The following is a 24,839-nucleotide window of genomic DNA, read 5'->3' as shown; positions in this document are numbered from 1 at the left end:
CCTTCGTAGTAATAAAAATATAGCTTTCTATGAAAGGAATTATACTAGCAGGAGGATCAGGAACGAGACTTCACCCATTAACTTTATCAGTAAGTAAGCAACTAATGCCTATTTATGATAAACCAATGATTTATTATCCACTTTCAACCTTATTATACGCAGGTATTAGAGAAATTTTAATAATTTCTACTCCTAAGGATTTACCTCTGTTTAAGGATTTATTAGGGGATGGTAAGCGCTTAGGGTGTTCCTTTTCTTATGAAGTTCAAGAAAACCCAAATGGTTTAGCAGAAGCCTTTATTATTGGTGAAGAATTTATAGGAGATGATAAGGTTGCTTTAATATTAGGAGATAATATTTTTTACGGAACCGGTCTATCCGAGTTATTGCAAAGTAATAATGATCCTGACGGAGGAATTATTTATGCTTACAGAGTTCATGATCCAGAACGTTATGGTGTAGTAGAGTTTGATAAAGAAGGTCATGCAATTTCTATAGAAGAAAAACCTGAGAGTCCTAAATCTAATTATGCGGTTCCTGGTATTTATTTTTACGATAATTCCGTTGTTCAAATAGCTAAAAACATTAAACCAAGCCATAGAGGAGAACTTGAAATTACAGATGTAAATAAAGCTTATCTAAGCAAAGGAAAACTAAGCGTTAGCATACTAGATAGAGGAACAGCTTGGTTAGATACGGGGACATTCCAGTCACTAATGCAAGCCTCACAGTTTGTTGAGGTTATTGAAGAGCGTCAAGGGCTTAAAATAGGCTCTATTGAAGCTGCAGCTTTTGAAATGGGTTATATCTCAGAAAAACAATTTAAAGAGCTTGCAGAGCCTTTAATGAAGAGTGGATACGGTAAAAATTTATTAGGCCTTTTGAATAAAAAATAATGAATGTACTAGAAACAAAATTAGAAGGCTGCTTTATAATTGAACCAAAGATATTTGAAGATAAAAGGGGATATTTTTTTGAATCTTTTAACGAAAGTAAGTTTAATACATTAACAGGTACTTCTTCAAAGTTTATTCAGGATAATGAATCTTTTTCTACTAAAGGTGTATTAAGAGGTTTACATTATCAAAGAGGTGTTCATGCACAAGCTAAGTTGCTAAGAGTTATAAAAGGAAAAGTATTAGATGTAGCAGTGGATGTTAGAGAAAATTCTTCAACCTTTGGCCAATATGTAACCATAGAGCTTTCTGAAGACAATAAGAAACAGGTATATGTGCCAAGAGGATTTGCACATGGCTTTGTTGTTTTAAGTGATACTGCTATCGTTTCATATAAATGTGATAACTATTATAATAAGGAATCTGAAGGAGGAATTATTTATAATGATCCAACTCTAAATATAGATTGGCAGCTGCCTAATAATGAGTTGATTGTTTCTGAAAAAGATATAATTTTACCTACATTAGACAATGCTGAATTATGATAAACATCTTAGTCACAGGAGGAAATGGTCAATTAGCAACTTGTATAAAAGATATAGAATCTAATTATTCTAATTTAAATATTATTTATACAGATTCTGATACTTTAGATATTACCGACTTTAAGGCTGTTCAGAATTTTTTTAACAATAAAACAATTCATTATTGCATTAATTGTGCGGCATATACAGCTGTAGATAAGGCAGAGACTGAGCAACAAATAGCGAAGGAAATAAACACTCTAGGTCCTAGTAACCTTGCAAGAGTCTGCAAGGATAATAATACCACATTGATACAGATTTCTACAGATTTTGTTTTTAAAGGAGATAAATCAGTAGCCTATACGGAAGCAGACACAACCATTCCAACCGGCATTTACGCTTTAACAAAGCTGGAAGGAGAACAAGAGATAGTAAAATATTTAAAACAACACTTTATAATTAGAACGTCTTGGTTGTATTCTGAAAACGGGAATAATTTCATGAAAACCATGATAAAATTATCACACGACAGAAATGAATTAAATGTTGTGGCAGACCAAATAGGCACACCAACGTATGCAACAGATTTAGCAGAAACTATTTTAAAAATCATCACAACAAATCATCATGAATACGGAATCTATCATTATAGTAACGAAGGTGTTGCTAGTTGGTACGATTTTGCCAAAGCAATTTTTGAAGAGGCTCATATTAACATAAAAGTATTACCAATAAAAACCAAGGAATACCCAACACCAGCTAAAAGACCTCATTTTAGTGTGTTAGATAAATCCAAAATAAAAACCAGTTTAAATATCGAAATTCCTTATTGGAGAGATAGTTTAAAAAAAGCCCTATCAAATTATAATGGATAAAAATTTACAAATAGCCATGGAGGCTTCATTAGCAGCAGGAAAAGTTATCATGGAAGTTTATGATACGGCTTTTAATGTAGAAGTTAAAGATGACAAATCTCCTTTAACTGAAGCTGATACAAAAGCGAACGATATTATTAACTCTTTTCTAATTCCTACGGAAATTCCAATTATTTCTGAAGAAAATAAGCAAACAGATTATTCCGTAAGAAAAACATGGGAAACTTGCTGGGTTGTTGACCCGGTTGATGGAACAAAAGAATTCATTAAGCGTAATGGAGAATTTACCGTTAATATTGCTTTAATTACCAACGGAAAACCTCTTTTAGGTGTTATTTATGTGCCAGCTACAAAAACTATATATTATGCAGATGTTGAATCCAATAAAGCTTTTAAAGCAGATTTAACTTCTCATGATGTATCAGTTAAGCAGGTTTTAGAAGTATCTCAAACAATACAACCAAAAGAAGGAAATACAAAATTAGTTCAGGTTGTGGGTAGCCGTTCTCACATGAATCAAGATACATTAGACTTTATTGAAAGTATAAAAAAGCAAGGGAATAATGTTGAGGTAGTTTCAAAAGGTAGCTCTTTAAAATTTTGTTTAGTTGCAGAAGGAAATGCAGATGTTTATCCACGATTTGCACCAACGATGGAGTGGGATACAGCCGCCGGACAAGCTATTTGTAATGCTGTTGGCCTTGAAGTTATTTCTCAAGAAACAAAAAAACCATTAACTTACAATAAAGAAAATTTACTTAACAGCTATTTTGTAGTTAGTAAATAATGCGAGATAAATCCTATAAAAGACATATAGCAAAAACCATTACTTGGAGGTTTATAGGTACCTTAGATACTATTATATTATCTTGGTTTATTACTGGCGATCCTTATGCTGGATTAAAAATAGGTTTAGCTGAAATTACTACAAAAAGCATTTTATATTATTTACACGAACGGGTTTGGTTTAAAATTAACTTATCTCAAGAGGGGGTAACCCTAGAAAGTAGAAAGCGTCATCTTGCTAAAACTGTAACTTGGCGAATAGTAGGTACACTAGACACAATGACTTTAGCATGGATAATCTCTGGTAACCCTTTTACCGCTTTACAAATTGGTTTAGCAGAAGTTGTTACAAAAATGTTATTTTATTACCTACATGAGCGTGCATGGTATAGAGTTGATTATGGGTTAAGAAATCGTAATAAAATATAGTTAATAATTAGGAATTCTTAAACCAAAATACTTTGACCAATGATTGTTTATAATTTTATTTATATTGTAAACAATAATTAGTTTATGAAAGAAAATATTACCTCCTATAACTATCAGATTTCCCATCAAGATAGGATAAAAGCGAATAACCATAACACACTTTTATTGTGGTTTACAGGGCTTTCAGGCTCTGGAAAGTCTACTATTGCTAATGTTGTAGAACAGAAACTATTTCAGCAAGGTATTAAAACCTATACCTTAGATGGCGATAATATTAGAAAAGGTATTAATAAGGATTTAACTTTTTCGCCAGAAGATAGAACGGAAAATATTCGAAGAATAGCAGAAGTTTCAAACTTAATGATTGATGCCGGCTTAGTGGTTTTAGCGGCATTTGTTTCGCCTTATAAAAAAGATCGTCAGAACATTAGAAGTATCGTTAAAGATGTTAACTTTGTTGAGGTGTACATAAATACTAGCGTTGAAGAGTGTGAAAGACGTGATGTAAAAGGGCTTTATAAAAAAGCTAGAGCAGGTGAAATTAAAAATATGACTGGAATTTCTGCTCCTTTTGAAGTACCAGAAAACCCAGATATAGAAATTAAAACGGAAAGCGAATCCGTTGAAGCAGCAGCTCAGCGTATCGTAGATTATATAATTCCAAAATTGTCCATGATCAATGAGTAAGTATTATTTAAATTATTTAGACGAATTAGAAAGCGAAGCCATTTTCGTATTACGTGAAGTATGGGCGCAATTTGAAAATCCCGTTATTTTATTTTCAGGAGGTAAGGATTCTATTTTAGTAACACATTTAGCTAAAAAAGCATTCTATCCAGCCAAAATTCCATTTTCTTTAATGCATGTAGATACTGGACATAACTTCCCTGAAACCATTCAATTTAGAGATAATATTATAAAGGAATTGGGTGTACAACTTATTGTAGGATCTGTTCAAGAATCTATTGATGAAGGGAGGGTAGCAGAAGAAAAAGGTAAAAATGCGACGCGAAATGCTCTTCAGACGACCACTTTATTAGATGCTATTGAGGCAAATAAAATAGACTGCGCTATTGGTGGTGGAAGGCGAGATGAAGAAAAGGCTAGAGCAAAAGAACGTTTTTTCTCACATCGAGATGATTTTGGACAATGGGATCCTAAAAATCAACGTCCAGAATTGTGGAACATTTTTAATGGCAAACATTTTCAAGGAGAACACTTTAGAGTATTCCCAATAAGTAATTGGACAGAAATGGATGTATGGAATTATATTAAACGCGAAAATATCGCTATACCATCTCTTTATTTTGCACATGAACGAAAAGTGATACGACGTGATGGCACTTGGATTCCATATTCAGACTTCTTAATTTTAGAAGACCATGAAGAGGTTGTAACGAAAAAAATACGTTTTAGAACCTTAGGAGATATTACTATTACTGGAGGTGATGAATCTGACGCAGATACACTTGATAAAATTGCTTCTGAGGTAGCAGGAATGAGAAGTACAGAACGCGGTAATAGAAGTGATGATAAGCGCTCTGAATCTGCTATGGAAGACCGTAAGCGTCAAGGATATTTTTAAATACTACAACTAATATTGAAAAAGCACCTTTAATGTTGATATAAAGGTCCTTTGTTAAAATTTCACAATCTAAACATGATAGATAATAATCAATTATTACGTTTTACAACGGCGGGAAGTGTAGATGATGGAAAAAGTACCTTAATTGGGCGTTTACTTTATGATTCTAAATCTATTTTTGAAGACCAATTACAAGCCATTGAAAAAACAAGCAAAAAAAGAGGCCATGAAGGGGTAGACTTAGCATTATTTACCGATGGCCTTCGTGATGAACGAGAGCAAGGGATTACAATTGATGTTGCTTACCGATATTTTACAACCCCGAAAAGAAAATTTATAATTGCCGATACGCCAGGACATGTTCAATATACACGAAATATGGTTACGGGAGCCTCGACCGCAAACGCAGCTATTATTCTTGTGGATGCCAGACACGGCGTGGTGGAACAAACTAAAAGACATTTATTTATAGCGTCTTTATTGCACATTCCACACGTAATAGTATGTATTAATAAGATGGATTTAGTGGAATATTCGGAAGAAGTTTATAACAATCTAATTTACGAATTTGAAGGGTTTTCATCTAAAATGCTTATCAAAGACATTAGATTTATACCAATTTCGGCTTTGTTGGGCGATAACGTGGTAAATAGGTCCGAGCACATGGATTGGTATCAAGGGGCTCCTCTATTACACACCTTAGAAACTTTGCATATAAGTAGCGATACGAATAAAATTGATGCACGTTTTCCGGTACAAACGGTTTTAAGACCACAGAACGAAAGTCATAGAGATTATAGAGGTTATGCAGGACGCATAGCGAGTGGTGTATTTAGACCTGGCGATGAGATAACGGTTATGCCTTCTGGGTTTACGAGCACCATAAAAACTATCGATATATATAATGGGACACTTGAAGAAGCCTTTGCACCTATGTCTGTATCCTTAACCTTAGAAGATGATATAGATATTAGTCGAGGCGATATGATTGTACGCTCTAATAACAAGCCTCAAGCCCTTCAAGATATTGAGGTTATGTTGTGTTGGTTAAATAACAACCCAGCAAAACCAAGAGCAAAATATACTATTAAGCACACCTCTAACGAGCAAAAGGCTATGATTAAAGAGGTGATTTATAAAATTGATATCAATACTTTAGAGCGCAAGTTTGACGATGTGAGTATTGGAATGAACGATATTTTAAAAGTGAAAATACGCACAACAAAACCTTTAATGATAGATTCCTATAGAGATAATCGAACCACTGGAAGTGTGATTTTGGTTGATGATGCTACGAATGAAACTGTAGCGGCTGGGATGTTGGTTTAAAATAATATTTTATGTGTTCATATAAGCTTTAAACATTTTACAATACTTAATTTAATAAGTCTAATTATATTTCTTGCCTAAAATGATGTGATTAGATGTTGATTGCAAAAAAAAAATAAAAGGTAATTATGCTATGCCATTCCATAAAGTTTGAGCCTATTTTAAAAGAGGTGTTTACGGAAGCGACTGATGATATCAAGTCATTGTTAACTCATTTCATCCAGTATCCCTAATAGTTTCAGAAGAAAAACAAACTAGTTAATTATAAGAATAGAAATGATTAGGAAGTCTTTTGATTATCTATCTATTAGATGACAGCAAAGAGCTTATAAAACACAGTGGATAGTTCACCGTAAACATTACTTTAATAACCAATGAAAAATTAGTTTTAAAATCATATATTTCTCACCTGTAAAAAAGAGTGAGCCTTTAGAGTGGATTTAAAATATCATAGTATAGTTGTCTACAACGATATTATACTAATTTAGATGTGTAATATTCTAGAAACAAATAAAATTATTTCTAACCTAATTAAAATTACGAAGTGCAACAAATTAGGGATAAATGTATTTCTTATTGAATTAAATGAGTTTAGAATAAATCAAATGCATACTTTTGCAACAAATTTTATTAATTATGCAAAAAAAAGTTGCACTAATTACAGGGGTAACAGGACAAGATGGAGCTTATTTGAGTGAGTTCCTATTAAAAAAAGGCTATGAAGTTCATGGTGTTAAACGGAGGTCATCTCTGTTTAATACAGATAGAATAGATCATTTATATCAGGATCCTCATGTTGAAAATCAAAGATATTTTCTTCATTATGGTGACTTAACTGATAGCACCAATTTAACCAGAATTATTCAAGAGGTTCAACCAGACGAAATTTATAATTTGGCTGCTATGAGTCATGTACATGTTTCCTTTGAAATGCCTGAATATACTGCAAATGCGGATGGAATAGGGACGTTAAGAGTTCTTGAAGCAGTTAGACTTTTAGGGCTAGAAAAGAAAACAAGGGTATATCAGGCTTCAACTTCTGAATTGTATGGAAAAGTGCAAGAAGTACCACAAACAGAAACCACACCCTTTTATCCTAGAAGTCCTTATGCTGTGGCAAAAATGTACGCTTATTGGATTACAGTTAATTATAGAGAAGCGTATGGGATTTTTGCTTGTAATGGAATTTTATTTAATCATGAATCACCAATTCGAGGTGAAACTTTTGTTACAAGAAAAATTACGAGAGCTACTTCTAAAATTGCAATGGGATTACAGGATAAAATATACCTAGGAAATCTTGATGCTCAAAGGGATTGGGGCCACGCTAAAGATTATATAAGAATGATGTGGATGATTCTTCAAGCTGAGGAAGCTGAAGATTGGGTAATTGCGACAGGAAAGACAACATCCGTTAGGGACTTTATTAAAATGTGTTTTACGCATGTTGGTATTGAGTTAGAGTTTAAAGGTGAGGGTTCAAATGAGAAGGGGTATGTTAAGGCTTGTAATAATCCAGAATATCAATTAGAGATTGGAAAAGAAGTAGTTTCTGTAGATGAAAAGTATTATAGACCAACTGAAGTTGAATTGTTGATAGGTGATGCAACAAAAGCTAAAGAAAAATTAGGTTGGGTTCCTGAATATGATTTGGCTGGTTTAGTTGAAGATATGATGACCAGTGACTTAAAATTAATGGGGAAACAACAGTATTTAAAAGACGGAGGGTATAAAATTAAAAATTATTTTGAATAAAGATTCTAAAATTTATATTGCAGGTCACAGAGGCTTGGTGGGAAGTGCTATTTTAGAAAACCTTAAGAATAAAGGGTATTCTAACATTATAACGCGTACTCACAAAGAATTAGATTTAACAAACCAAGTTGATGTTGCTAATTTTTTTTCAGAAGAAAAACCTGAATATGTGTTTTTAGCGGCTGCAAAAGTTGGAGGAATAGTTGCCAATAACGTTTATCGCGCAGAATTTATTTATGAAAACATGATGATTCAAAATAATGTGATTCATGAAAGTTATGTAAATAGTGTAAAAAAACTTATGTTTTTGGGGAGCACTTGTATTTATCCTAAAAATTCGCCACAACCCATGCGCGAAGAGTATTTATTAACAGATACATTAGAATATACAAATGAACCCTACGCTATTGCAAAAATTGCGGGTATTAAAATGTGCGAAAGTTATAATTTGCAGTATGGCACTAATTTTATTTCGGTAATGCCAACTAATTTATATGGTCCAAATGATAATTTTGATTTAGAAAAATCACATGTGTTACCAGCTCTTATTAGAAAAATTCATTTGTCTAAACTATTGTCTGAAGGTAAATACAACGAGGTTACAAGTGATTTAAACTTAAGCACTATACAAGAAGCTAAAGCTTATTTGAAACAATTTGGCGTATCTACTAACAGCGTAGAAATTTGGGGTTCTGGAAAGCCTAAAAGAGAATTTTTATGGAGTAAAGATATGGCTGATGCTTGTGTATTTTTAATGGAAAACAGAGATTTTTCTGACACTTATAATAAAGAGGCAGAGGAAATTAGAAATACTCATATTAACATTGGAACAGGTAAAGATATTTCGATTAAAGAATTGGCAGAAACTATACAAGAAATCATTGGTTATAACGGGAACTTGGTATTTAATTCAGATAAACCTGATGGAACAATGAGAAAACTAACAGATGTATCTAAATTAAATGATTTAGGATGGAAACATAGTGTTGAGTTAACTCAAGGTATTAAGGAAATGTATCACTGGTATACTTCAAAAGCAAAAATATCATAAATGCGTAATTCGTAGGCTTAATGAAGAAGCTAATTAAAGATCCTGTTTTTACTAACATCTTTTGGCTTTTTTTAGACAAGGGCTATGGAGCCATACTTACATTATACATTTATGCCAAAATGGCAACTTATTTTGGCGCGGAAGTTTTTGGTATATGGAATTACATAGTTTCATTTGGCTCTATATTGCCAGCTGTTGCATCATTAGGCCTAAATTACATTATAGTAAAGCGGTTAGAAAAAAACCCACTTATATCAGATAAAATATTATCAATTTCATTCTATTTAAGGTTATTTACTGGTGTTATTACAGCTATAATTCTTTTTATTAGTTATGTCATACTGAACATTAATTTTACCAATGATTTACTTTTAGTAATTATTTTATTGTTTAGCTCGCAAATTGTATTAAACTCCAATATATATATTCAAAAAAACGAAGCTAACTTACGAAATAAGAAAACAGTTATTGCAAGAAATATTTCCTTGACATTTTTCTTTGTTTTAAAACTTATAGCAATTGAAAAGGGGCTAGATGTTGTTTATTTTGCTTTATTTACATTATTGGAATATCTTTTATTTTTTGTAATAATCAAAATCCGAGAAGATCACAAATTAAACTTACCATCCACATATTTCAGAAAAAAAATAGCACCTTCGCTTCTTAAGGAGGGATTTCCATTAATGTTAGCCGCAATAACAACAACTTTATACCTTAAAATTGATCAGCTTTTTATTGCCTCCTTTACAAATAATGAGGATGTTGGTATTTATGCAGCCTCGTCAAGAATTTCAGAGTTTTTATATGCTATTCCAGTGATAATCTCTAATGTTTTTTTTCCGAAAATAATAAAAGCATTATCTAAATTTGAAGTAGATAAGCTACTTAATAAAATGTTTGCATTAGCGTTAACCATTGCTGTGTTATGCGTGTTATTCATTACAACATTTTCTGACACTATAATTGAAATCGTATATGGGACTGAATATAAGCAGGCTTCTCAAGTATTAAAAGCTCATGCCTGGACTATTATTTTAATGACTTTATTAGTTACAAGTAGCAAATATTTATTAAAAATAAATAGACAAGACATTATTTTTAAACGAGAATTAATGGGTTTAATAACGAATATTGCTCTTAATTTTATACTTATACCAAAATATGGTATCATGGGAGCTGCTTGGGCTACATTGATTTCGTACTCGGTATCGTCTTTCTTTTCAAACCTTTTATTTAAAGACACGCGATCATTAATAAAAAAACAAATTCTATCAATCTATTATCTAACTAAATAGGTTTTGTTGCCCTAGCCTCCATAAATAGCATTAATTTGATTTTTGGAGGAACTATAATCTTCAATGATTTTAAAAACACGTTTTTTAATATCATCAATCGATATGTTTTCTTTACCCAATAAATTTCTTAAATCTGAAACAGACTCACCTAAAAGATATAATTTTCTCTCAAATAAATGAGTTTGTAATTTTGTAGGGAATTGGGAATTCAATAGTTTACTAATTAAATCATCCAGCTCATCTAACTGCTCATTCAGTTTCACTGTATCTGTGTTTTTTAAATCATATACTTTTTTTTGCACATCAATATATTCTTTCCAATTAGAAATAATTGGTTTGGCTTTTGGGCTTAAATAAATAGGGGCATAGTCTATATTAATTTCTTGTTTTAAAATCACTTCACTAGTTGAGCTCCCATTTATAGGGATGGTTTTAGTCTTGTCCTTGCAAGATGTAAACAGTACAAATGTTATTAAAAAGATATTCAAAAAGATATTTTTCATGGTATTCTTATTAACTAGTTTAACGAATATATAGGATTATAATTTCATATTATAATGTAATATGATAAAAAATATTTTTTTTAAAAAATAAAGTATAGCCTAATTTTGGTTTCTAATCAGAACCAGAAGTTTTTCGGTTATAATGTTACATAATTGGATATAAACAAAGGAGTTCGTAAGATGTTTCAATCTAAAACATTATTACAAACAAGCACACGTTTTTAAGTAATTATTGTTTTACCTTTGTACCTAAATTTTATTTAGAAATGCCTTTCAAAAAAGCCCTAAAGTACTCATATCAGTATTATATTAATCCAGGTTTTGGTAAGTCAAAATATATTTTACCCACCCATGTTAATTTTCCCATCACAGACAATTGTAATTCAAAATGTCGTATGTGTAATGTGTGGAAGGATAAATCTGAAAATGAATTAACACCTATTGAGATTGAAAACTTATTTTCAGATAAACTTTTTAAAAATACAAAGCATTTAGGTATTTCGGGTGGAGAACCTACATTAAGAAAGGACCTTATAGATTGCATTAAATCTATCACTACTTCCATTAAAGGATTAGAGAGTTTATCAATTACAACACATGGCTTTCACCCCACAAAATGGAATAGGCTTTTGCCTATAATAAAGGAGATGTGTGATGAAAAGCAAATTAACTTTAGTCTTAATGTAAGTGTTGATGGTATAGGTGAGTTGCATGAAGAGGTAAGGCGTGTTGAAAATGGCTGGAAAAAAGTACTAGATACTATAAAGATAGTTAAAGCAAACAACATTAAACTCCAGATTCAGAGTACCATATCCAAACATAATATTTATGGTATAAACGAAATTTTGCATTATGCAAAGCAAAATGATATTGATGTTGTTTTTAGAAAAGCAACAACTATTGAAAGACTTTACAATAAAGATATAACCGATGAGTTTTATACAGCTAATCCAGAGAACTCATTCTTTGCAGATTTCTTAAGGTCGAATAGTTTAAAAAACATTACAAGAAATCCTGCCCGTAAATTATTTTATAAAGACTTATCAAAAAGATTAATTAGTAATTCAGATAGAAAAGCTCCATGTCATTTTCAAAACAATGGCATTTTAATTTCTGCTCATGGTGAAATGTTTCATTGCTCTATTGATAATAACGTTTTGGGCGATTGTAGGAAAGAAGCTCCTTTTGATATTTACTTTAAGGAAGAAAGTATTAAATTATTAGATGATCTTATTACAAATAAATGTCCTAAATGTATACATGACCAGTCTGGATCGTGGAATCCAATAACTTTAATAAAAGAAGAGTTATCCGCAAAACTTGCCTTTTTAGATTTTATAGGAAAGGCAACATCATTTGGGTTAAGTAACATTAAAAGTATTTTAAATATATCTAACAAAAATGTTGTAATTAATAATAGTCAATCAAAGGGTAGGAGAGTTCATATTATTGGTGCTTATGGTGGGGAACACGTTGGAGACTCTGCAATTTTGGGCGGTGTTATTTTAAGGTTACAACAACGATATAAGAAAATTGATGAATTCATTGTATACAGTAAACGTACAGACCGAACCCAATTTTGGGTAAAAGGTTTAGACTTTGAGCAACCTACCAACATGAGAACATTAAATTCTGTAGAGTTAAAAAATGTAATAGCGGGAGAAAATGATTTACTAGTATGGGCAGGCGGTCCCATTATGGAAATGCCTATAGATTTATTAGAGCATTATACAACCATAAAAGCTTTTAAGGACAAAAATTTAAATTTTGAGGTTGTAGGTTGTGGCTGGGGACCATTTAAAACGCAATATTCAAAAAGGTTAGCTTTAAAAGTACTAAAAAGTGCCAGCTATGTGGAAATGCGAGATGAGTATAGCCAATTATCCGAAATCAAACACGATGTAAATAGAGATCCTGCTTTTGATTATTTATATCAAAACTTTACAATCAAGCAAGAATGGAATTGGAACGCTCATAAATCTAACGAGTTTATTGAAAAAATAAAAGAAAAGGGTTTTGAAAAACTTTTTTTATTAAACTTGAGACCCATGTGGGCTAAGTACAATAAGTCAGATTATTCCATAGACGAGTTACATAATATAATAAATGACAAAATAATTAGTGTACTAGAAAAACTACCCAAAAACTTTGCTGTTGTTTCTGTTCCTTTTAATACGGATCATTACGGTTTCTCTGATATGGAACCAGCCCTGAATATTAAAGATTTATGCGATTCTAAAGGAATTGATAATTACTTTGTTTTTAATAGAGAGTTGCATGCACGAGATATGATTAACTTCTTGAAGAATTTTGATTACGGATTATGTATGAGGTTTCATGCCTGTATATTTTTGAAGAGTTTGAATATTCCAGTTTATGGATTAGATTATACAGCAGGAGAATTAGGTAAAGTTGGCGGGCTATTTGAGTCTTTTCAAGATAAAAATTATAGTAATATTCTATCAGTTGATGTCAATAAGATTATAGATTTTACTAAAAATAATTAAAAGAAAAATTCTTGGGAAAAAAAATTTTCTTATTCTTTGTTGCAGTAATGTTATTTACTTTTTTGCGAGGGTTTTTAATCCTTGTTGCCCCTTTCTTTTTAATAGTTTTAATTTACTTATTCAAGTTAAAATTAACAAAAAACTTATTGGTTTCATTGCTTTTGATGCTAGTTGGTCTAGGTGTAAATTTATTATTTTATGAAACGTTTTTTATTAATAACATATTTTCTATTCTTTTAATGTATTTACCTATTTTGGTTTTGCTTTCAAAACCCAATAGGCACTTTTTTTCATTAGATTTATGGATGAGCATTTCATCAATAGTATTAATAATAGTGAATATAACGGCATTTTTAAATTTTATATATGTTTACATAACCGGTGTTGGTATATTAGATGATGGTTTTAATGGGCTCTATGGTAGGAGTGGGTTAAGCATGCACACCTTTAGTTTAATAAACTTTATTTACACCATATTTTATTTTACCAAAGCCAACTATAAAAAAGCTGTGTTTTTTTTAGTCTGTGGTTTTATGTGCTTTTATGGTTTAGGAAACTTATTGTTTATAGGCGCTTTAGGTATTATATTTTTAAGTAGTTTAAACAAAAAGTATCTCAAGTATTTAATTTTATTGCCCATATCTTTATGGCTAATTATATTTATAACTACAAAACTTGACCCTACAGCATTCTCCTATATGAATGAAAATATTTCTAGAGCTAAATATGCCATAAATAATAAAATTCCTTATGAAAGTGAGTTAAAAGACGTAAAAGTGTTTAAAACAGTAAAGACACCACGAAAAATTATGGCTTATGAAGGGGGAATTAGAGTTTTAGCTAATCCTGTGGTTTTTTTGTTTGGTGTATCTCCAGGGACTTATAATTCGCGAGTTTCATTTTTATTAAATGGAGAGTATACTAGAAATAGTTTATTTAAAAAGATTAAAAATAGACCCTTTTATGCAAATTATCATGTCTATCCTTTATGGAATAATAATATAACTTTTCAGTACAATGATGGAACTAGAAATGAACCATTTTCTTCAATTTTAGCATTACTAGTAGAGTATGGTGTTTTACAAACGCTCCTAATAGGTTTTTTACTTTGGAATAGTTTTAAACGATTAAAATCTAGTAATGAGGACTATAAGTTTTTCATTCAGTTTATATTTGTTTTTCTTGTTTTAAATCTTCTTACCGAAAACTATTTTGAATACCCAGAGTTCATTTTTCTAATAATTATAATATATAAATCTTTAGAGTCTAGAAATGTTAAAATTGCTTAAACCCAATGTTATTTATTCTAATAAAACAATCAACAATTTAATTGTTTTATACGCGCTGGTATTACCGTTAGGGCATGCTATAGCAAATATAATTTTGGGAGTTATGCTCTTCTTTCTCATTACATATTCTGTTAAAACTCGAAAATTATTTTCAGGAAATCTAATTTTCAATATTTTTTGGATTTTTATTTTTTCTATTTTATTTTTTCTTTATGCTATAAGTTTATTTTATTCTACGGATCTTGAAAATGGGTTTATTCAGGTATATAAAAAATCACCCATACTAATTTTAAGTTTTTTTATCTTTACTTTTAGGTATAGTATTAGTAAAAGCACGATTCTTCATTCAATAAAAGTATTTGCCTATGCAGTAACCTTTGTTTGTTTAACATCTATTGTATTAGCCGTATATAATTGCTATGATTACGAATATAATATTTTGCTCCACTGTACATCCGATCAAAATTTGGCAGAAGCCTTTATTTCTTATCACAAATTATATTTATCGCTATATATTACAATCGCCATTTTTTTTATTTTACACTCACTTGTTTTTATAACTAAAAAATTTCGCTTTTTTAGTTTAGTAACCCTACAAATATTGGTGTTATTTTTTACTCTAGTTTTACTTGGTAGCCGAAATTCTTTGTTGCTTAGCACTCTGTTTATTATAGGTTATCCGTTAGTTTATCTACTGAAAAATAAATTATTTGTAAAACTAACTATACTTATTTCTGCAGTATTAACAATAATCATATCTAGTATTTATTTTAACCCTCCCTTACAAGAAAAGATTAAAGAAGCAATAAATTATGAAAACCAATATAATATTAACAAGCGTTGGGGAGGTGTTTCCGTAAGAAAACTTATTTGGGAGTATGGTTATATTGCTTTCAAAAAAAAACCAATAATTGGAACAGGCGTGGGCGACACTCAAAAGGAACTAAACACCTCGTATTTGAAATGTACACAAACAACTGCACTTAATGCGCAGACCTATAATGCACATAATGATATATTGCAAATTGCTGTTACGGTTGGATTAATAGGTTTATCCTTATATTTGTTTAGCTTGTTTTATATTTTTTATACCTCATTCCTAAAAGGTAACTATATCCATTGTATTTTTATTCTTTTGTTTTTAGTTTCAGGTCTAACAGAATCACTTTTAGAAAGAGACATGGGAATAAGAGTGTATTCATTTTTTACAATTTTATTATTTATATATAGTACTCAAACTTATGAAAATACTTCAAATACACAATAAATACAGGCATTACGGTGGCGAAGATGTTGTGGTTGACAATGAATATAAATTACTTATAGATAAGGGCTTTGAAGTAAATCAACTATTTTTTAGTAACGATAAAATTTCAGCTTTAAAACTGTTCAACAACAAGGAGGCGTTTCAAATAACCCTAAATAAAATAGACCAATTAAATCCAGATATTATTCATGTCCACAATATTTTTTACACTGCCTCGCCAAGTGTATTAAAAGCGGCTAAAAAAAGAAATATACCTGTAGTTATGACGCTTCATAACTACAGACTTTTATGCCCTGGCGCACTTTTTTTAAGAGACTCTAAAGTTTGCACTAAATGTAAAAATATTTCTCTACCTTATCATGGTATAAAACATAAATGTTTTCAAGATTCTTATATAAAAAGTGCATTATTAGCGTCATTTATTGGATATAATAACATGACTAAAACATGGACGAATAACATTGATAAATTTATTGTACTTACGCCCTTTATAAAAAAATTAATTACAGATTCAAGTTTGAATATAAACGACGAAAACATAATTGTAAAGCCAAATAGCACAGATGACTTATTCGATGTTAATGGGATTATTAGGGAAAATAGGTATTTATTTATTGGTCGCTTATCCAAGGAAAAAGGGGTGGAAACTTTAATAGATGCCTTTAATAAAATGCCTGATATACAGCTTGATGTAATTGGCGAAGGAGACCTGTTGTATACCTTAAAAAATGAGGCCAAACAAAACATTAAGTTTCATGGTAAACAGAATAAAATGTTTATTAAAAACCAGTTAAATAAAGTTAAAGCTTTAATTTTCCCTTCAATTTGGTATGAGGGTCTACCTAATACCTTAATTGAAGCTTTTTCTACGGGAACACCTGTTTTAGCATCAAATATTGATAATATTAATGATATTGTAATTTCTGGGTATAATGGAGAAACATTTATCCCAAACAATTCAGAGGATTTAATAAAAATCGTTTTAGAATTTTCGAACAAAAACACTGAACAGTATGGTATAAATGCCCGAAAAAAATATAATGAATTATACACACATCAGAAGAATTTTGAAAATCTTAATGATATTTATTCCAATTTGAAATAAATTATGAAGAAGAGAATAATTAGTATTGATATTAATGAGGGGAGTAAGGATTTTTACGAAAAAAAAATTATAAATTTAATTGAAAATAAAACAAGCTCATATGTGTGTTTTTCTAACGTACATATGCTTATTGAGGCTTATGACAATAGTGAGTTTGCTAAAGTTGTAAATAGTGCTACCTTCGCCTTTCCAGACGGTTTTCCTATAGCCAAAAGTTTTAATATTTTATATAAAATAAATCAACCAAGAATAGCTGGAATGGATTTTTTGCCAGATTTTTTGGATACATGTGAAGAAAGAAAATATAGAATAGCGGTTGTTGGATCAACGGATACAGTTTTAAGTAAATTTAAAGATAAGATTAAACATTGTTATCCTAATATTGTCGTAACAGCTTTGATTTCGCCTCCTTTTAATAAAGCATGGGAAAATGAAAAATATATTAAAAAATTAAATGATACTGAAACGGACGTGGTTTTTGTTGCTTTAGGATGCCCTAAACAGGAAAAATGGATGTACGACCATTACCTTCAGATAAAATCTATTCTATTTGGAATAGGTGGTGCGCTTCCTACATTCGTGGGAGATGTTAAAAGAGCTCCCTTTTTTGTTCAAAAATGTGGATTTGAATGGTTATACCGATTAATACAAGAACCTAAAAGAATGGCAAAACGTTATTTTTATACCAATTCTAAATTTATATTTTTATTTTTCAAAACATGGGTTCGTAATTAATAAATTATCTATTTTTTATTAAATCATGAGTTTAATTTTCCTAAAAAAAACGAGTAACTTATTATATCTAACACTAATTACGTTTCTTTTAGGAGATGTTTTAAGAAAATTCGCGATTTTTTTTCATTTGGACTTTGTAAGGTATACAGCGGTTTCCAAAACTATTGTTATGCTAACTTATTTTATATTTTTAGGTATTTACATTAAGGAGTATATTAAATTTAAAATAATTAGAAAGTTCATTGTCTTATCTGTATTACTATTGGTGGTTTTTTTTCTTGGTCAAATTTTGCTTAATTCCAATTTGAGCTTAATAAATATTCTTAAAGGAAACCTGTTGTACTTAAGTAGATATTATTTTTGGCCACTAACACTAATATTGTTTTTACCCTTAATCACCTCTTCTAATTATAAATCTCATCACCTACAGTTTTTTACTGTTTTATTTATATTTAACATTGGTTTTATATTATTGGGCTTATTTTTCAATATTGATATTTTTAAAACTTATACAAATGAACAGCGCTTTGGATTTATGGGGTTGTATAACACAAGTAATCAAGCTAGTTACTATTTTATACTATTTTTACTTTTTTTTTATTATCAAGTATTTTTTAAGTTTAAAAGCTGTATTCCGTTCATATTTACACTTCTAATTTCTTTCCTAATTGGAACTAAAAAAATTTATTTTTTCCTTGTCATTTTACTTTTATATCATATTTTTAAATTTAAACTTTATAAAAAGTTTAAATTTTATTTAGTACTGACTATCATTTTGGTTCTGGTAAGTCTGTTTTTTGCAAAAATAAAAGCATTTTTCTTTTCGAAATTTAAAATTTTTGTAAATATCTATAATGAAGATGGATTAATAACTAGTATAACCTCATTTAGAGATCAACTGTTGTTAAAATCATACAATAACCTTATTTTGGAATCATGGACATTACCTAATTTTGTGTTTGGGGGTCCTATATTTCCTGAATACAGAATCGAATTTGGAATTTTTGATTTATATATTTTCTTTGGTATCATCGGGATTTTTGCGTTTTGGTTTTTTTTTAAAACACTTTATCAATTTACAAATTATAATAAGTTTTATTTATTTGTATTGATTTCCATTGGCTTAACCACTTTTTTCTCGAGCGGATTTCTATCTGACCCTAATCAACCAATATTATTTGTTCTAATAAGTGGGTATTTTATTTCAGAAGGAAGTCAATATAAAACTGAATACAAACCATGAATATGTTACCTATTTATCGTCCGTTCATTCGCGGAGCTACTAAAAAATATAATTCAAAAACATAATATAACCCATTTAAATTCTTTCACTTTTTATATTAACATCCAAACCATCTCATTCCCATCCCCAAAAAGTAACCTACCTCAGTTATCTCATTTAAAATGCCAATTCCTCAACTTATTCATAAGGTAACCCCCAATTCTATGTAAAGAGCTATTTTTATGGTATTCTTTGTTTGGGTTAATTCCCTAACCAAAAGCTATTCTAATTTATAAGTATAACGTATCAAAGTTATAGATTACTAATGGGTGAGTTGAGTGAGCGGTATGTCTAATGCTTATTTTCTTTATCAATAAAGCTAATCCAGTCTTATTACTTCAGGAAAGTGAAGTAATTAAACACTAAAGAAATTCAAACCAAGAGTTAATTAGTCTGCTTGAATCTTATATGAAAATACAGGATATGAGGTAAAACAGTAAAAATAAGTTTGAATCTAATTATATAATTTTTCATATTGTTTTATGCAATAAAATCATTGGTTAACAAATTAAACATTATAACGAAAGCTTTAAACTAAACATATTTTAAGAATTTAATGGGAGTATAGTAGGTTTCTTCTATATTTGCTATTACTTGAAATCAATTAAATACTATATTTTGTTTTTGTAAATAAATATTTCGGTTTAGAGTATATAAATGAATAAAACATGAAAATTAAAAATATCTGCTGTATTGGAGCTGGTTATGTTGGCGGACCAACCATGGCAGTAATTGCTCAAAAATGTCCACATTTAAGAATCACTGTAGTAGACATTAATGAAGAACGAATTAATGCATGGAATAATGAAGATTTAAATAAATTACCAATTTTCGAGCCAGGTTTAGATAACATTGTTAAAGAAGCTAGAGGCAGAAACCTATTCTTTTCAACCGATGTTGATAAGGCCATAGATGAAGCTGAAATGATTTTTATTTCGGTAAACACGCCTACCAAAACTTATGGAAAAGGCAAAGGTATGGCTGCCGATTTAAAATATATTGAATTATGCGCACGCCAAATAGCAAAAGTTGCCAAACAGGATAAAATTATAGTTGAAAAGTCAACACTACCAGTGAGAACAGCTTCTGCAATAAAAAGTATTTTGGATAACACAGGAAATAATGTGGCATTTCAAATTTTATCAAATCCTGAGTTTTTAGCAGAAGGTACTGCTGTTAAAGATCTTTTAAATCCGGATAGAGTTCTTATTGGTGGCGATACAACTCCTGAAGGTGAAAAAGCCATTCAAGTACTGGTCGACATTTATGCAAATTGGGTGCCAAAAGAACGAATTTTAACTACCAATGTATGGTCATCGGAATTATCTAAACTTACAGCAAATGCATTTTTAGCACAACGTGTATCTTCAATTAATGCGATGTCCGAACTTTGTGAGAAAACAGGAGCGGATGTAAATGAAGTTGCCAAAGCTATTGGTATGGATAGTAGAATTGGACCAAAATTTTTAAAAGCATCTGTTGGCTTTGGAGGTTCTTGCTTTCAAAAAGATATATTGAACCTTGTATATATTGCAAAAAGCTATGGCTTAAATGAAGTTGCAGATTATTGGGAACAAGTTATACTAATGAATGAGCATCAAAAACAACGGTTTTCAGATAATATTGTAAGAACACTCTACAATACAGTATCTGGTAAAAAGATTGCTTTTTTAGGATGGGCATTTAAAAAAGACACGAATGATACGCGAGAATCTGCTGCAATAGGAGTGGCGGATAATTTACTAAATGAGCAAGCTGAAATAGCAGTTTTTGATCCAAAGGTCGTGGAAGAACGAATTTATTTAGATTTAGAGTTTTTAAATACTAGAGACACAGAGGAAAATAGAAAACTTTTAAAAGTAAAAAAGAACCCTTATGAAGCCTGTGAGAACGCACACGCTATTGCTGTGTTAACGGAGTGGGACGAGTTTAAAACTTACGATTGGAATAAAATTTACAAGAGTATGCAAAAACCCGCTTTTATCTTTGACGGGAGAGGAATTCTAAACAAAACGGATTTAGAAGATATTGGGTTTGTATATTATAAAATAGGTACTGGCAACTAGACGATATATAATGATGGAAAAAGTATTGATTACAGGAGCAGCTGGTTTTTTAGGTTCTCATTTATGTGATAAATTTATAAATGAAGGATTTCATGTCATCGGGATGGATAATTTTATTACTGGGGAAATAAAAAACATAAGTCATTTATTAGATAATCCTAGTTTTCAGTTTATTGAACACGATGTTACTGAATTCATTGAAATCGAAGGGAACTTAGACTATATCTTACATTTTGCTTCGCCTGCTAGTCCTATCGATTATTTAAAAATACCTATTCAAACCCTGAAAGTAGGGTCATTAGGAACTCATAATTTGCTTGGACTAGCCAAAGCAAAGGATGCTAGAATTTTAATAGCTTCTACTTCTGAAGTTTATGGAGATCCCTTGGTGCACCCTCAAAACGAAGAGTATTACGGAAATGTCAATGCTATTGGTCCAAGAGGGGTTTACGATGAAGCGAAACGATTCCAAGAATCTATTACCATGGCATACCATAGGTTTCATGGTTTAGACACAAGAATTGTGCGTATATTTAATACGTATGGACCAAGAATGAGACTAAACGATGGACGTGTTATTCCGGCCTTTATGGGGCAGGCGTTAAGAGGAGAAGATTTAACAGTCTTTGGTAATGGCCAACAAACAAGATCATTTTGTTACGTAACAGATTTGATAGATGGAATTTATAAATTGTTGTTTAGTGATTATTCTTATCCTGTAAATATTGGTAACCCTCACGAAATTACTATTAAGGATTTTGCCGAGGAAATTATTAAACTTACAGGAACTAATCAGAAAATAATTTATAAGGAGCTTCCTAAAGACGATCCATTACAACGACAACCAGACATTTCATTAGCGAAAAAACTCTTAAATTGGGAGCCTAAAGTGGGTAGGGAAGAAGGTATGCATAAAACTTTTAACTACTTTAAAGGATTAACTGAGGATGAGTTGTATAAAAGCGAACATAAAGATTTTTCTAAGCATATAAGGAAATAGTGACAACATTCAAGCAAGGGAGATATTCAGGATATTTAAAGCACATTTCTTACTTAATAGATTTAAGTATTATTAATGGCCTGGCTTTGCTGTATTTTTTCATAGAGGTCAATCCAATAAAATTTGTGCTGACAATATCAATAGCATGGGTTGTTTTATCTATATATTCTAAATTTTATGAGGTTTATAGATATTCTAGAGAAATAAATATTGCGGCCTTACTCTTGAAACAATTTGCTTTATTTACCTTATTAATGCTAGCATTTTCAGGTTTCAACCATGAATTGGATATTCAGCCTTTAACAATTTTTAAGTATACCTTACTAACACTCTTTTTAATAGGACTTTCTAAGTTTGCTTTATATTACCTGCTTCAAAAATACCGAACCATTTTTGGAGGTAATTATAGGATTACAGCCATAATAGGGAAAACCAGACAGACAACTGCTTTGGAGAGTTTTTTTAATAACAACCCAGAGTATGGGTATATTCATAAAAGGACATTTAACACCAAGGACAAGGAAAAGTTTAGCTTAGAAGCTTGTTTTGAATTCATTACTAAAGAAGCTATAGACGAGATATATTGTTCTATATCCGAATTGTCTAACTCCCAAATCCATAAAATCATTGATTTTGCTGATAATAACCTTAAAATTCTAAAATTTTTACCAGACAATAAGGATATCCATTCTAAAAAGTTGAAATATGAATATTACGACTATATTCCTATTCTTTCGTTAAGAAACATCCCATTAGAAGATCCTGTGAATCAGTTTATAAAGCGCGCGTTTGATATTTTATTCTCATCTTTAGTTATTATTTTTATATTATCCTGGTTAACCCCATTAATTGCCATTTTAATTAAGTTGGAGTCTAAAGGCCCTGTGTTTTTTAAACAGTCGAGAAATGGATTTAATTACAAAGAGTTCGATTGTTATAAATTCCGTTCTATGATGCCTAATAAAAATGCACATCTACACCAAGCTACTAAGGGTGATCAACGGGTAACTAAAATTGGTAAATTCATTAGAAAAACTAGTATAGATGAACTTCCACAGTTTTTTAATGTCCTTTTTGGAGATATGTCCGTGGTAGGTCCAAGACCTCACATGGTTAGTCATACATACATGTACGCCAAAAGAATCGATAAGTTCATGGTTAGGCATTTTGTAAAACCAGGAATTACTGGACTAGCACAAATTAGTGGCTATAGAGGTGAGGTAGAAACAGATAAAGATATTATTGGACGCGTTAAATACGATATTTTCTACATAGAAAGTTGGTCGTTATTGTTAGATCTTAAAATTATTTTTAAAACCTTTATTAATGCTGTTAAAGGTGAAGAAAAAGCATATTAAATATAAGCTTTTAACGATTTTAACTGCTTGTTAAAATCGAATTGTTCTAGAGCTATATTTTTAATCCGTTCGTTATTTTCTAAAGTTAAAGTTTCCTTATCGATTGTATTTATTACTTGATTTAATGCCTGATAGTTTCCCGGCTCTGCCGTCCAACCTAATTTATGGGTTTTAACTAAACGCTCTCCTTCACCACCGCCAAAATAAAGCATAGGGAGGCCTAATCTAGCGTATTCAAATATTTTAGAGGGTACAGAACCGTAAATCCTATTTAGCAAGGGGATAATGGTGATATCGTATTGTAAAAGCTCTGCGTGAAGTCTGTCTCGGCTAACTTCTCCATGATAGGTTATTGGTAAGCTTGGATTATCCATAATAAATTTTTCAATCTGGCTTTGTTCTGCTCCAGCTCCGTAAATATGGAATTCTAGTTTTGAATAATTTAAATTCTTACATAGCTTATAAATCCCTTGAGCAACACCAAGCAACCCAGCATAAACTAATTTTATTTTACCTTCAGATAGAGGTTTAGCTATTATTTTTGGAGGTTCAAAATCTGGGTAATTTCTATATAAACAAGAAACTGTATCTGGACTAATTGTTGAAATGTGGGTGAGTATTTCTTCACTTTGACCCCAGATAACATCAGCTTTTATATAATTGAAACGCTCTATTTTTTCTAATAACGAGTAACTTAAATTCTTTTTAAACGCGCCAAGTTCTAAACCGGCAATCGGCCATAAATCGCTAACATTTAAAATAAGTTTTCGTTTTTTTGAACCTAAGAAAAACATGTTGGTGAAAGCTACCAATAATGGAGGAGATTGTACAATAACAGTTTCCGGAATTCGATTCCATATAAAAAACCAAATCAAACTAAAACTGTAGGAAAACATAGCAAATAGACGTAGAAATTTGTTTTTAGAATTGCTAGCATACAACCACAGTCTATAAATAGTCACATTATTTTCAATGCGTTTATGTTGGAATTTCCCTTGGTATTCAGGAAATATTTTCCCTGTTGGGTAGTTAGGCAGGGGTGTAACAACAGATACCTTGTAGCCTTGCTTTTGTAAGCCCATAGCCAAATGAAACATCCTGTTGGATGCGGCTCCAATTTCAGGAGGGAAATAACTGGTTATTATTAAAATATCCTTCACTTTAAGCTATTAAATTTTATAAAGATTAGTGGAGTGTTAGCT

Annotated in this window: 21 protein-coding genes; 19 read left to right on the top strand and 2 right to left on the bottom strand. The window is 30.7% G+C overall.

Annotated features, from left to right (window positions below; translation table 11 throughout):
* Positions 1 to 29 precede the first annotated feature (29 nt).
* The 11 genes from rfbA to VKY41_RS05440 all read left to right on the top strand — a co-directional run bounded on the left by rfbA (position 30) and on the right by VKY41_RS05440 (position 10,525).
* Positions 30 to 896 (top strand): glucose-1-phosphate thymidylyltransferase RfbA, encoded by an 867-nt coding sequence (rfbA, locus tag VKY41_RS05490; protein ID WP_500813433.1) that lies wholly within the window; start codon positions 30 to 32, stop codon positions 894 to 896.
* Positions 896 to 1,441 carry a dTDP-4-dehydrorhamnose 3,5-epimerase gene (gene rfbC, locus VKY41_RS05485; protein WP_500813432.1) on the top strand — a complete coding sequence of 182 codons (546 nt, stop codon included), beginning with the start codon at positions 896 to 898 and terminating at the stop codon, positions 1,439 to 1,441. Before rfbA ends, rfbC begins: the two co-directional genes overlap by 1 nt.
* Positions 1,438 to 2,295 carry a dTDP-4-dehydrorhamnose reductase gene (gene rfbD / locus VKY41_RS05480; protein ID WP_500813431.1) on the top strand — a complete coding sequence of 286 codons (858 nt, stop codon included), beginning with the start codon at positions 1,438 to 1,440 and terminating at the stop codon, positions 2,293 to 2,295. Before rfbC ends, rfbD begins: the two co-directional genes overlap by 4 nt.
* Entirely contained in the window at positions 2,288 to 3,082 is a 795-nt protein-coding gene (cysQ, locus tag VKY41_RS05475) for a 3'(2'),5'-bisphosphate nucleotidase CysQ (protein WP_500813430.1), read from the top strand. Before rfbD ends, cysQ begins: the two co-directional genes overlap by 8 nt.
* The gene (locus VKY41_RS05470; RefSeq protein ID WP_500813429.1) at positions 3,082 to 3,510 is read left to right on the top strand and encodes a DUF2061 domain-containing protein; all 429 of its coding nucleotides are present in this window, start codon (positions 3,082 to 3,084) and stop codon (positions 3,508 to 3,510) included. The genes cysQ and VKY41_RS05470 overlap by 1 nt, the downstream gene beginning before the upstream one ends.
* An 84-nt stretch (positions 3,511 to 3,594) precedes the next feature.
* Positions 3,595 to 4,197: an adenylyl-sulfate kinase gene (gene cysC / locus VKY41_RS05465; protein ID WP_500813428.1), complete on the top strand. Its 603-nt coding sequence runs from the start codon at positions 3,595 to 3,597 to the stop codon at positions 4,195 to 4,197.
* Positions 4,190 to 5,095, top strand: a complete 906-nt coding sequence (cysD, locus tag VKY41_RS05460; RefSeq protein ID WP_500813427.1) for a sulfate adenylyltransferase subunit CysD — start codon at positions 4,190 to 4,192, stop codon at positions 5,093 to 5,095. Before cysC ends, cysD begins: the two co-directional genes overlap by 8 nt.
* A 75-nt stretch (positions 5,096 to 5,170) precedes the next feature.
* Positions 5,171 to 6,424 carry a sulfate adenylyltransferase subunit 1 gene (locus tag VKY41_RS05455; protein ID WP_500813426.1) on the top strand — a complete coding sequence of 418 codons (1,254 nt, stop codon included), beginning with the start codon at positions 5,171 to 5,173 and terminating at the stop codon, positions 6,422 to 6,424.
* A gap of 636 nt (positions 6,425 to 7,060) precedes the next feature.
* Positions 7,061 to 8,179 (top strand): GDP-mannose 4,6-dehydratase, encoded by a 1,119-nt coding sequence (gene gmd / locus VKY41_RS05450; RefSeq protein ID WP_500813425.1) that lies wholly within the window; start codon positions 7,061 to 7,063, stop codon positions 8,177 to 8,179.
* Entirely contained in the window at positions 8,172 to 9,230 is a 1,059-nt protein-coding gene (locus VKY41_RS05445; RefSeq protein WP_500813424.1) for a GDP-L-fucose synthase family protein, read from the top strand. Before gmd ends, VKY41_RS05445 begins: the two co-directional genes overlap by 8 nt.
* Positions 9,231 to 9,250: 20 nt before the next feature.
* Positions 9,251 to 10,525 carry a flippase gene (locus VKY41_RS05440; RefSeq protein ID WP_500813423.1) on the top strand — a complete coding sequence of 425 codons (1,275 nt, stop codon included), beginning with the start codon at positions 9,251 to 9,253 and terminating at the stop codon, positions 10,523 to 10,525.
* Positions 10,526 to 10,536: 11 nt separating this feature from the next.
* On the opposite strand, the gene VKY41_RS05435 is transcribed toward VKY41_RS05440, so the two are convergent.
* The gene (locus VKY41_RS05435; RefSeq protein WP_500813422.1) at positions 10,537 to 11,028 is read right to left on the bottom strand and encodes a hypothetical protein; all 492 of its coding nucleotides are present in this window, start codon (positions 11,026 to 11,028) and stop codon (positions 10,537 to 10,539) included.
* Positions 11,029 to 11,294: 266 nt separating this feature from the next.
* On the opposite strand from VKY41_RS05435, the gene VKY41_RS05430 reads away from it, so the two are divergent.
* The 8 genes from VKY41_RS05430 to VKY41_RS05395 all read left to right on the top strand — a co-directional run bounded on the left by VKY41_RS05430 (position 11,295) and on the right by VKY41_RS05395 (position 23,637).
* Entirely contained in the window at positions 11,295 to 13,535 is a 2,241-nt protein-coding gene (locus VKY41_RS05430) for a polysaccharide pyruvyl transferase family protein (protein WP_500813421.1), read from the top strand.
* A 305-nt stretch (positions 13,536 to 13,840) separates the two neighbouring features.
* The gene (locus VKY41_RS05425) at positions 13,841 to 14,824 is read left to right on the top strand and encodes a hypothetical protein (protein ID WP_500813420.1); all 984 of its coding nucleotides are present in this window, start codon (positions 13,841 to 13,843) and stop codon (positions 14,822 to 14,824) included.
* Positions 14,808 to 16,091: an O-antigen ligase family protein gene (locus VKY41_RS05420; RefSeq protein ID WP_500813419.1), complete on the top strand. Its 1,284-nt coding sequence runs from the start codon at positions 14,808 to 14,810 to the stop codon at positions 16,089 to 16,091. Before VKY41_RS05425 ends, VKY41_RS05420 begins: the two co-directional genes overlap by 17 nt.
* A complete protein-coding gene (locus VKY41_RS05415; protein WP_500813418.1) occupies positions 16,066 to 17,196 on the top strand; it encodes a glycosyltransferase in 1,131 nt (376 codons plus the stop codon). Before VKY41_RS05420 ends, VKY41_RS05415 begins: the two co-directional genes overlap by 26 nt.
* A gap of 3 nt (positions 17,197 to 17,199) precedes the next feature.
* Positions 17,200 to 17,931, top strand: coding sequence for a WecB/TagA/CpsF family glycosyltransferase (locus VKY41_RS05410; protein ID WP_500813417.1), 732 nt, complete (start codon positions 17,200 to 17,202; stop codon positions 17,929 to 17,931).
* Positions 17,932 to 19,881: 1,950 nt separating this feature from the next.
* Entirely contained in the window at positions 19,882 to 21,279 is a 1,398-nt protein-coding gene (locus tag VKY41_RS05405) for a UDP-glucose 6-dehydrogenase (protein ID WP_500813416.1), read from the top strand.
* Positions 21,280 to 21,292: 13 nt separating this feature from the next.
* Positions 21,293 to 22,279, top strand: coding sequence for a UDP-glucuronic acid decarboxylase family protein (locus VKY41_RS05400; RefSeq protein WP_500813507.1), 987 nt, complete (start codon positions 21,293 to 21,295; stop codon positions 22,277 to 22,279).
* The gene (locus tag VKY41_RS05395; RefSeq protein ID WP_500813415.1) at positions 22,279 to 23,637 is read left to right on the top strand and encodes an undecaprenyl-phosphate glucose phosphotransferase; all 1,359 of its coding nucleotides are present in this window, start codon (positions 22,279 to 22,281) and stop codon (positions 23,635 to 23,637) included. Before VKY41_RS05400 ends, VKY41_RS05395 begins: the two co-directional genes overlap by 1 nt.
* Here VKY41_RS05395 and VKY41_RS05390 read toward each other — a convergent pair.
* The gene (locus tag VKY41_RS05390) at positions 23,634 to 24,797 is read right to left on the bottom strand and encodes a glycosyltransferase family 4 protein (protein WP_500813414.1); all 1,164 of its coding nucleotides are present in this window, start codon (positions 24,795 to 24,797) and stop codon (positions 23,634 to 23,636) included. The two genes, VKY41_RS05395 and VKY41_RS05390, sit on opposite strands and share 4 nt — an antisense overlap.
* Positions 24,798 to 24,839: the final 42 nt, after the last annotated feature.

Source organism: Xanthomarina sp., from assembly GCF_035306605.1.
Classification (GTDB): domain Bacteria; phylum Bacteroidota; class Bacteroidia; order Flavobacteriales; family Flavobacteriaceae; genus Xanthomarina.
Note: the sequence above shows the minus strand (reverse complement) of the source record. Positions and strands in the feature narration are given on the sequence as shown.

Excerpts from the sequence above, each read along its gene's own strand:
- rfbA (WP_500813433.1), top strand. The coding sequence starts at position 30 with ATGAAAGGAATTATACTAGCAGGAGGATCAGGAACGAGACTTCACCCA.
- rfbD (WP_500813431.1), top strand. The coding sequence starts at position 1,438 with ATGATAAACATCTTAGTCACAGGAGGAAATGGTCAATTAGCAACTTGT.
- VKY41_RS05425 (WP_500813420.1), top strand. The coding sequence starts at position 13,841 with ATGAGCATTTCATCAATAGTATTAATAATAGTGAATATAACGGCATTT.
- cysD (WP_500813427.1), top strand. The coding sequence starts at position 4,190 with ATGAGTAAGTATTATTTAAATTATTTAGACGAATTAGAAAGCGAAGCC.
- VKY41_RS05405 (WP_500813416.1), top strand. The coding sequence starts at position 19,882 with ATGAAAATTAAAAATATCTGCTGTATTGGAGCTGGTTATGTTGGCGGA.
- cysQ (WP_500813430.1), top strand. The coding sequence starts at position 2,288 with ATGGATAAAAATTTACAAATAGCCATGGAGGCTTCATTAGCAGCAGGA.
- VKY41_RS05415 (WP_500813418.1), top strand. The coding sequence starts at position 16,066 with ATGAAAATACTTCAAATACACAATAAATACAGGCATTACGGTGGCGAA.
- VKY41_RS05435 (WP_500813422.1), bottom strand. The coding sequence starts at position 11,028 with ATGAAAAATATCTTTTTGAATATCTTTTTAATAACATTTGTACTGTTT.
- VKY41_RS05440 (WP_500813423.1), top strand. The coding sequence starts at position 9,251 with ATGAAGAAGCTAATTAAAGATCCTGTTTTTACTAACATCTTTTGGCTT.
- gmd (WP_500813425.1), top strand. The coding sequence starts at position 7,061 with ATGCAAAAAAAAGTTGCACTAATTACAGGGGTAACAGGACAAGATGGA.
- rfbC (WP_500813432.1), top strand. The coding sequence starts at position 896 with ATGAATGTACTAGAAACAAAATTAGAAGGCTGCTTTATAATTGAACCA.
- VKY41_RS05430 (WP_500813421.1), top strand. The coding sequence starts at position 11,295 with ATGCCTTTCAAAAAAGCCCTAAAGTACTCATATCAGTATTATATTAAT.
- VKY41_RS05410 (WP_500813417.1), top strand. The coding sequence starts at position 17,200 with ATGAAGAAGAGAATAATTAGTATTGATATTAATGAGGGGAGTAAGGAT.
- cysC (WP_500813428.1), top strand. The coding sequence starts at position 3,595 with ATGAAAGAAAATATTACCTCCTATAACTATCAGATTTCCCATCAAGAT.
- VKY41_RS05470 (WP_500813429.1), top strand. The coding sequence starts at position 3,082 with ATGCGAGATAAATCCTATAAAAGACATATAGCAAAAACCATTACTTGG.
- VKY41_RS05455 (WP_500813426.1), top strand. The coding sequence starts at position 5,171 with ATGATAGATAATAATCAATTATTACGTTTTACAACGGCGGGAAGTGTA.
- VKY41_RS05400 (WP_500813507.1), top strand. The coding sequence starts at position 21,293 with ATGGAAAAAGTATTGATTACAGGAGCAGCTGGTTTTTTAGGTTCTCAT.
- VKY41_RS05420 (WP_500813419.1), top strand. The coding sequence starts at position 14,808 with ATGTTAAAATTGCTTAAACCCAATGTTATTTATTCTAATAAAACAATC.